Consider the following 1806-nt stretch of genomic DNA (forward strand, 5'->3'; position numbering starts at 1 on the left):
AGAGCTTGGGACATAAGTCCCAAGAATCATAAAACAGACGACCGAAAATCGTAAAAAGAATTTTCGGTCGTCTGTTTTTTAGATTATTGGAAGAATCTTCCTTGGTTGCGGGCATGTTCAACCTATACTTCCTTAAATTGATCGCCATTAGCGCAAACCCAATCTCATTGTGTGTCTGCTGTTTTCCTCGAACAGAGAACCGAGTAAAACCTAAACAAGCCTTCAAATGTCCGAAAGCCGGTTCAACGTCAATTTTTCGTTGACGATAGATTTTACCGGTTTCTTCTTCTGAAAGTAGCTGTTGAATCGTTGCTTTAAAGTATTCCCAGTTCATGTTCTTTTGAATCTCACGATTCTTGTCACTCTTCGCTTTTGTACACTGGCTTCGAAGAGGACAATTCGAACAATCTTCACATTCATACCGTTTTAAATATCGTTTAAATCCATATTTATCTGTACGAATAGAATAATTGCGAAACCTCATTTTCCGTCCATTAGGGCAAAGAAATGTATCATCTAATTCTTGATACGACCAGTTTGCGGGAAGAAATGGGTTTTGTTTGAATTTTTTCTTTTGTTCTTTATGATACATGGCATAGGTAATGAGCGGTATCCGTTCATGGTCTTCTAAAATAGCTTGATAGTTTTCTTCTCCTCCATAACCAGCATCTGCGACAATATAGGTTGGTAGCTCAAAGAAACACTCTTTTAAAGTAGTTAAAAAAGGGCGCAGTGTTCGTGTATCCGTTGGATTTGAGAAAAGATCATAGCCTAAAATATACTGATTGTTTGTGGCAATTTGAAGGTTGTAGCCAGCTTTTAGCTGACCATTTTTCATAGGATCATCTTTCATGCGCATAAACGTCGCGTCTAGGTCGGTTCTAGAGTAGCTATTTCGTTTTCCTAGAATCTGTCTATGTCTTTGATAGGCAAGTTTTCTTTCTTTGAAGTCACGAAATAGTTTTCTGATCTTTTTCGGGATTTTCCGTTTCGAACGTAACGATTTTCGAGTCGTTCCATCTTCTTCTTGTGTGATTTTTTCTGTAAATTTATCAACAACATGCGTGAGGTGTTCTTCAATCTGACTTAATTCAGTTGGAGATAATTCATTTGTGGACTCGCGTTCAATTTCAGGAATAATCGTATTTTTTACCAATTCATCATAAAGAAAAGCTGATTTTTCAGTAAGCTTTTTATCAAAGTTATCAATCGATTTTCTCCAAACAAAGGTGTATTTATTGGCATTTGCTTCAATCTTTGTCCCATCGATAAAAATAGCTTCTTCATCGATCAATTGTTCCTTGACCAATTGGCTACGGAACTGAACGAAGCACTCCCGAAGGAGTGTGTTCACCAAAGGATTCACACGGAACCGATTAATTGTTCGATAACTAGGTTGATAACTTTGCGTAAGCCACATCATGCGAATACTGTCTTTCGTCAATGCTTCAATCTTTCGACCAGAAAACACGGATTGTGTGTAGGCACATAAAATCATCTTCATCATCATTTTTGGATGATAGGAAGAAGGTCCCATTTGATGATGAAAGGGAATGAAACGCTGTTCGGGAATACTTTCAATTAACTCATCAATAGCGAACGCAATATCATTTTTTTCTAACTGAAAACTAAAATCTAGAGGAAGAACGACTTGATTTGTGGTATAATTTTTAAACATAAGAACACCTCGCTTTTTTATTTGTTTAGTCACTTTTATTTTAGCAAAGGTGTTCTTATTTTAATACAAAAAAATAATCCAGATGCCAATCAATTTGACTGGTATCTGGATTTTTCATTAGGACTTAT

At 36.4% G+C, this 1806-nt stretch carries 1 protein-coding gene; it reads right to left on the bottom strand.

What is annotated here, in order from left to right; genetic code table 11:
- A partial coding sequence (locus FFM66_RS11275; RefSeq protein WP_246038441.1) for an IS1182 family transposase occupies window positions 1–1678 on the bottom strand: 1678 nt, incomplete at its 3' end.
- Window positions 1679–1806 lie beyond the last annotated feature (128 nt).

The organism is Enterococcus songbeiensis, assembly GCF_005405265.1.
Taxonomy (GTDB): domain Bacteria; phylum Bacillota; class Bacilli; order Lactobacillales; family Enterococcaceae; genus Enterococcus_C; species Enterococcus_C songbeiensis.